Origin of the sequence: Pseudomonas sp., from assembly GCF_026224925.1 — a bacterium.
GTDB lineage: Bacteria > Pseudomonadota > Gammaproteobacteria > Pseudomonadales > Pseudomonadaceae > Aquipseudomonas.
The window spans coordinates 39,478-46,322 of the sequence record NZ_JAMFRV010000080.1; the positions used below are offsets into that span (position 1 = coordinate 39,478).

Here is a 6,845-nt window from a genome sequence, read left to right on the forward strand (position 1 = left end):
GCCTGTTTCAACGTGGTTATTCATCAGCTGCTTTCCTCTTAAGATTTCTGTCGGCCGGCAAATACTTCGTTAACCACCGGAACCGCTGTAAAGACGTTGGGCCAGCCTGCATAGAACGCCAACTGAGTCAGCATTTCCGAGGCTTCACCTTGGGTGAGTCCGTTATCCATTGCGCGATTCAGATGAGCGCCGAGTTGGGCTACTTGGCCGGTGGCGATCAACGCGCTCACTGTGATCAAGCTGCGGTCGCGGGGTTTAAGGCCTGGGCGCAGCCACAGGTCATGGAATAACGCAGCGCTGGTGTAATGCACCACACCAGGCGATACCGGGCCGACTGTCTTGTCGACGAAAACCGTGCGTACCTTTTCGGAGGCTTGATCGATGGGAAGCAGTGCTGGCGAAACCGGTGGAAGTTGATCTGCTGTGACACCTCGCTTGGCGAACACGTCCTTGGCGATGAGGATGGTCGCGGTCGCGTTGCCCCACCCCGTATAAAAGGCAAGGTGGTTGATAACCTCGGATATCTCTGCCGGCGTCACACCGTTGTCCAACGCCAGGTTGAAGTGGTAAGCCATTTCTACGGTTTGTTGTTTGGAGATCAGTACTGCGAGAGTCACAAGGCTGCGGTCACGCGGCGACAAACCAGGGCGCTTCCAGACTTCGCCAAGAAGAGTGAATTCAGTGCCGTGTGCCAGGGCTGGAGAAACTGCTCGCATGTCCTCCAGGCTTGGGACTGCCGGCAGGCGTGAGCCGGTGGTACTTTTGTCGGGGGTGGCACAGGCTGCCAGCAACAAGGTCAGACAGGCCAGACCGCCTTTCAGGACCCTCACCGTGATGCCTCGTACTGCGCCTCACTCACCGGCTCCATCCACTCCACATTTTTTCCATCCACGACTTCTTGGATGGCGATGTGCGTCATGCCTGTGGTGGCTGTAGCACCGTGCCAATGTTTAACGCCTGGTGGTGTCCAGATCACGTCGCCCGGCTTGATGACCACCTTTTCTCCGCCGGCTTGTTGAACCCAGCCAGTGCCTGCCGTGACCACCAACATCTGGCCCTTGGGATGGGTATGCCACACCGAGCGAGCCCCGGGCTGAAAAGTCACTGCGCCTGCCGAAACAGCAGAAGGAGCACGCGCCGCAAAAAGTGGATCGATTCGGGCGTTACCTACGAAGTTGCCGGGCGCCCCCATGATGGAGGCCTGCTCGCCGTTCCTGACGATATCCATCGCTTTATCCTTGGGTATATCAGTGGCCTGTGCGCAAAAGGATATGAGCCCTGAAGCGATCAGTGCTGATACGGCAATGAGTGTTTTCATAGGTAATCTCCTGCTCGATAGGCGGTGGAGCTGCCAACCTAGCCCATGCGCATGAGAGCGACTACCCGACAAAATCCGTATGTAACGATGAGCCACGCTCATCAATCAGGATGAGAATTCCCCCTCCCTTCCGCTCATGCTCTACGACGCTCGCTCTAGAGATTGCTGAGCAATACTCATCAGAGCATCCCGTTTCCGCCGGGTATTCAGTGAAAGCCGTGATGATTAACTTGATCCCATCTAATCATCCCTGGGCATCCCCAGCTCAAGCTCCACCCGCCAAAGCGAGGCCTGAACATGAATCCACGAATACTTTCAAGTTCAGGCCCGGCGTCTCTCAATGGCCTTGCTTCTAACGCAACATGGGCCGCGTCGGAACACCAGGAAAAAGCGAATCACGGTACGCACATGAACTGGGAAAAAACTGAACTGGACAAAATCATCAGTGGTGCTTTGAACGACCACATCGACAATGCCTATCGCGCCAAGTACGGCACCAGCAGCTATCTTGGGCCGATGATCAGTGAGCACTCTCGTGCTGCGACCGTCCTTGTTCTGCCCAAGGATGGCGCTCAGTGAGCAAGCTGGACTTGGCCGTTTCCCCGTCCGTGCCCCAGACCGACACATCGGCAGACACTAATAATCATGGCTTGCTTGTTCTGCTGATCCTTAGTGCCTTGCTGGCATTCGCATCTATTTCTACGGATCTCTATTTGCCAGCGATGCCTGTCATGGCAGCGTCCCTGCACGCGGACAGCGGCACGATGGAACTGACCATCAGCGGATATCTGTCTGGCTTCAGCGTCGGCCAATTATTCTGGGGGCCGTTCAGCGACCGCTTCGGTCGACGCCTCCCGGTAGCGCTGGGCCTGTTGCTGTTCATCATTGGTTCGGCCGGCTGCGCGCTTGCCACCGACGGCACGGCGTTGATCGCTTGGCGTGTGGTACAGGCGCTTGGCGCTTGCGCCAATGTCGTACTCGCGCGAGCCATGGTGCGTGATCTATATCAAGGACGACAGGCTGCACAAAAGATGTCGACGCTGATGACCATCATGGCCATCGCGCCTCTGGCAGGGCCTACCGTCGGAGGCCAGATTCTTCATTTACTGTCGTGGCAAGCAATCTTCTGGACATTGGTGCTAGTGGGCCTGGCGACCTTGGCCAGTCTGTTGCTGTTACCCGAAACACTGCCGCATGGACATAGACGCCCCACTTCGCCACGAGCGATTTTGATGCGGTATGGCGCCCTGTTTCGTAATCGCAAATTCCTGGCCTACATCGCCACGGGCGGATTCTTCTATGCCGGAACCTTTGCCTATATCGCAGGCTCGCCCTTTGCCTATATCGACTATCACCACGTAAGCCCCCAATGGTACGGCGCGCTGTTCGGTGCCGGCATTGTCGGGCTCATGGTGACCAACCAGGCCAACGCCAAACTGCTCAATCGCTATGACAGCGACACCATGATGGCTATCGGGGGGTTGATCTCCGGCATAGCCGGCATGGTCATCGCCATCAATACATGGGCGGATTGGGGCGGACTGCCGCTGCTGATTTGCGGATGTTTTCTGTTTGTTTCCGCCACGGGTCTGGTGTTAGCCAACTCGATCGCAGGCGCCCTGAATTGCCTTCCGGAGTTCGCCGGATCCGCTTCGGCGCTCGCCGGCGCGTTGCAGTATGGCTCGGGAATTTTCGGATCAGCTCTCGTGGCGATTTTCGCGGACGGCACACCATGGCCTATGGGGCTGGTGGTGGCAATCTGCGGTATCGGATGCGCACTCAGTGCAGCCTGCGTCTTGCGGACAACCCCCACATTTAACCAACTTCAAAACTGAGGAATATATCCATGAGCTTTTCATTTGAGAACAAAGTCGCGCTGGTCACCGGCGCCGCATCCGGTATTGGATTGGCGACGGCCAAAGCCTTCGCGCAAGCCGGTGCATCGGTTGCCTTAGCCGACGTAAATAGAGAGGCCGCGCTAGCCGCAGCCCAGACATTAGTTGCTGCCGGCCACCAGGCAATTGGCATCGGTTGCGATGTTGCCGAGATGGATCAGGTGGAAGCAATGGTGAAAGAAACCGTCGCCACATTCGGTCGCCTAGACGCCGCATTCAACAATGCAGGCATTCAGAATCTGTTGGCAGAAATAGCCGACGCGACGGTCGAGGATTACGACAGGGTCATGTCGATCAACCTTCGTGGCGTCTGGAGCTGCATGAAGTTTGAGTTGCAGCACATGCGTAACCAGGGCAGCGGAACGATCGTTAACTGTTCATCGCTGGGGGGCTTGGTCGGCGGTGCCGAGCGCGCCAACTACCACGCGGCAAAACATGGTGTGATCGGACTGACCAAAAGTGCGGCGCTTGAATACGCAGCTCGCAACATCCGCATCAATGCTGTTTGTCCTGGGTTGATCTGGACGCCTATGGCCGATCAGATGGTCGCAGCAGGTCAAGGCGAAGCGCTTGCAGGCATGGTCAAGGCCATACCTATGGGACGTCATGGCAAGCCTGAAGAGATCGCGGACGCTGTCCTTTGGCTCAGCAGCTCCACCTCTAGTTATGTGACGGGCCAATCCATTTCAGTGGATGGTGGATTCGTCATGCGTTGAGTAAGCGCTGGTACTAGATGCGTTTGAGCAATAGCCCCCCCGCTCCTTACCTTACATATACGCCGCCACCGATTCTGCCGGAGTCGCTAGACGCGGCACCGAGAAAGTCAGCCAAAGGAATAGCCATCTCATGCCGCAATCGAACGCCTCAAAGGCAGGCAACGCATTCATGATCGCATTGGGCGCCATCATTCTGTTGACGGGGCTGTTCATGCTCGCGGGCGGCAGTTACCTGATCACGCTCGCAGGCTCCTGGTATTTCGCGCTTACAGGCCTCGGCCTAACCTTGGCAGGCATCCTGATCGTTCGGCGCCGTTTGCTTGGCGCTCTGATTTACCTCGCGGTATTTGTCGCCTCCGTGGGCTGGTCGTTATGGGATGTGGGGCTGGCTTTCTGGCCGTTGTTTTCACGCCTGTTCGCATTGGCCGTCCTCGCAACGCTGGTGCTGTTGGCGATGCCGAGTTTGCGCAGTACCGGGCGTACTGTATCACCCAGATTCGCCTACTTTGGAACTGCGGTCTTTGCTGTCGGTCTTGCCGCGACGTTCTATACGGCTTTGCAGCCGCAGCCGATTCAGACTGCAGAGGGTGCACCGGCTCCTGTACCTGGCAAGGCTGTAGGTACGGTAGAACCCGCTGCTGACTGGCGTTACTTCGGCCACACCCCATCCGGTACGCGGCATGCGGTGCTGGACAAGATCACGCCTGAGAATGTGGCCGGTCTTAAGGTCGCCTGGACTTACAGGACGGGAGAAGTCCCTAAGGGAAGCCAAGGACACGTGGTAACGCCGCTGCATGTCAACGGTATGCTTTACGGCTGTACGCAGTCGAGTCAGCTGTTTGCATTAGACGCAGACACTGGTAAAGAGATTTGGCACCACGATCCGAAAGTACAGGCGAACAACGTGTATCCGCGCTGCAGGGGTGTGGGTTATTACGATGCGGCAGAGGTTTCAGCAACCAATACAAGCACGCCTCCAGCGGTATGCACACGCCGAATTATCGCCACCACTGTCGACGCACGTCTCGTCGCAGTAGATGCGCAAACCGGAGAGGCCTGCACGGATTTCGGCGATGGTGGCAGCGTTAGCCTGCGCGTCGGGATGGGAGGCACTGACCAAGATCTCTACTTCCCAACCGCAGCGCCCACCATAGTGCGCGACCTGGTAGTTGTTGGCGGTCTCGTCTGGGATAACCAGAAAACAGGCGAGCCATCCGGCGTCGTTCGCGCTTTCAATGTTCGTTCCGGCGCGCTTGCCTGGGCTTGGGATTTAGGTAACCCGGCAATCACGCGCGAGCCGCCAGAGGGGCAAACCTACACCGCCGGCACCCCGAACGTCTGGTCGACCCCTGCTTTTGATGACGCCCTTGGCCTGATTTATTTGCCCACCGGCAATGCAACCCCGGACTTTTGGGGTGGTCACCGCACCGAGGCTGATGATATCCACTCATCTTCCATTGTCGCCCTGGACATCGCGACCGGGCGTGAACGTTGGCGCTTCCAGACTGTGCACCACGATCTTTGGGACTACGACGTACCCTCGCAGCCGGCGCTATATGACGTACCAGATGGTCACGGTGGAACCCTCCCTGCGCTGATTCAAACCACCAAGCGCGGTCAGATTTTCATGCTGGATCGACGCAACGGCACTCCGATTGCGCAGGTGCAAGAGCAACCAGTCCCCCAGGGTGGAGTCGTTGATGATCGAACAGCCCCTACTCAACCTTACTCGGTGGGTATGCCCGCAATTGGGACAGAACCACTCAGCGAAAAACGCATGTGGGGTCTTACGCCGCTGGATCAACTGATCTGTCGAATTGATTTTCGCAAGGCACGTTATGAGGGCGAATTTACCCCGCCGAGCGAGCACCTGACGATTCAGTATCCGAGTTGGCTCGGAGGAATGAACTGGGGTTCGGTCTCTATCGCAGAGAACCTGGGCTACATGATCGTCAACGACACCCGTGTGGCTATCTGGAACCGGATGATCCCACGCGCGGCTTACGATGAGAAAAGCCTCACCGGTGGCGGGCATGAGGGCAATGCTCCACAGGCAGGTACGCCGTGGGGCATTGAGCAGGGACGCTTCCTGTCGCCTCTGGGTATCCCTTGTCAGGAGCCTCCCTATGGAACGATCAGCGCTATTGATCTGGCAACCCGCAAGGTCGCTTGGTCGATGCCACTGGGTACCACCGAGCAAACCGGTCCGCTCGGCATCGCCACCCACCTGCCTACGCCCATCGGCATGCCTACTCGCGGCGGCCCGGTGACGACGTCCAGTGGACTGGTGTTTATGGCCGGTACACAGGACTTCTATATCCGGGCACTTGATGTGCGCACCGGTAAAGAACTGTGGAAAGGTCGTTTGCCGGTGGGGGCTGAGGCGACGCCGATGACCTATGTATCGCCGCGAACCGGCAGGCAGTTTCTGGTCATCAGTGCTGGCGGTAACTCTGCGACCACGCAAAAAGGTGACTACGTAGTGGCGTATGCGCTGCCTGAGTAAGTCGTTCGAACCCGGCCAAGGCATGTCCTTGGCACATTATTTTTTACTGAGGAACAACCATGGAGCTCAAACGTGCAGGCTCTCAACCCTCCGTCAAAGGCCCAGAAGAGTGGTTCACCGGAACCGTTCGCATCGATCCGTCCATCGTAGAAATCCGTGCTGGCGATGTTATCTGGTGCCCGCCGGGCCACAAACATTGACACGGTGCGTCGATGACAACTTCGATGACCCACATCGCCGTGCAAGAAGCTCTCAACGGCAAGAATGTCGAATGGCTGGAAAAAGTTACTGACGAGCAATATCAGGTTGGGCCAACCGAAGCCGCCTCCCACAAACACAATCGCTGATTGAGCATTGCTGCAGTAACCACAAAGGACACGATATCCATGACCAACCCGACCTATGATTTC

6 protein-coding genes and 1 pseudogene are annotated in these 6,845 nt (G+C 57.4%); 5 read left to right on the plus strand and 2 right to left on the minus strand.

The features are described from left to right. Positions 1 to 38 precede the first annotated feature (38 nt). Positions 39 to 830, minus strand: a complete 792-nt coding sequence (locus tag M0974_RS03605) for a carboxymuconolactone decarboxylase family protein (RefSeq protein ID WP_297832942.1) — start codon at positions 828 to 830, stop codon at positions 39 to 41. Next, positions 827 to 1,318, minus strand: a complete 492-nt coding sequence (locus M0974_RS03610) for a cupin domain-containing protein (protein ID WP_297832944.1) — start codon at positions 1,316 to 1,318, stop codon at positions 827 to 829. Before M0974_RS03610 ends, M0974_RS03605 begins: the two co-directional genes overlap by 4 nt. 408 nt (positions 1,319 to 1,726) lie before the next feature. On the opposite strand from M0974_RS03610, the gene M0974_RS03615 reads away from it, so the two are divergent. The 5 genes and pseudogenes from M0974_RS03615 to M0974_RS03635 all read left to right on the plus strand — a co-directional run bounded on the left by M0974_RS03615 (position 1,727) and on the right by M0974_RS03635 (position 6,782). After that, entirely contained in the window at positions 1,727 to 1,897 is a 171-nt protein-coding gene (locus M0974_RS03615) for a DUF2255 family protein (RefSeq protein WP_297832946.1), read from the plus strand. After that, entirely contained in the window at positions 1,894 to 3,153 is a 1,260-nt protein-coding gene (locus M0974_RS03620; protein ID WP_297832948.1) for a multidrug effflux MFS transporter, read from the plus strand. Before M0974_RS03615 ends, M0974_RS03620 begins: the two co-directional genes overlap by 4 nt. Before the next feature lie 11 nt (positions 3,154 to 3,164). Next, positions 3,165 to 3,929, plus strand: coding sequence for an SDR family NAD(P)-dependent oxidoreductase (locus tag M0974_RS03625; RefSeq protein ID WP_297832950.1), 765 nt, complete (start codon positions 3,165 to 3,167; stop codon positions 3,927 to 3,929). A gap of 130 nt (positions 3,930 to 4,059) precedes the next feature. Continuing rightward, positions 4,060 to 6,435 (plus strand): membrane-bound PQQ-dependent dehydrogenase, glucose/quinate/shikimate family, encoded by a 2,376-nt coding sequence (locus M0974_RS03630; protein WP_297832952.1) that lies wholly within the window; start codon positions 4,060 to 4,062, stop codon positions 6,433 to 6,435. A 59-nt stretch (positions 6,436 to 6,494) separates the two neighbouring features. Beyond that, a pseudogene (locus M0974_RS03635) lies at positions 6,495 to 6,782 on the plus strand (hypothetical protein). The last annotated feature ends 63 nt before the right edge of the window (positions 6,783 to 6,845 follow it).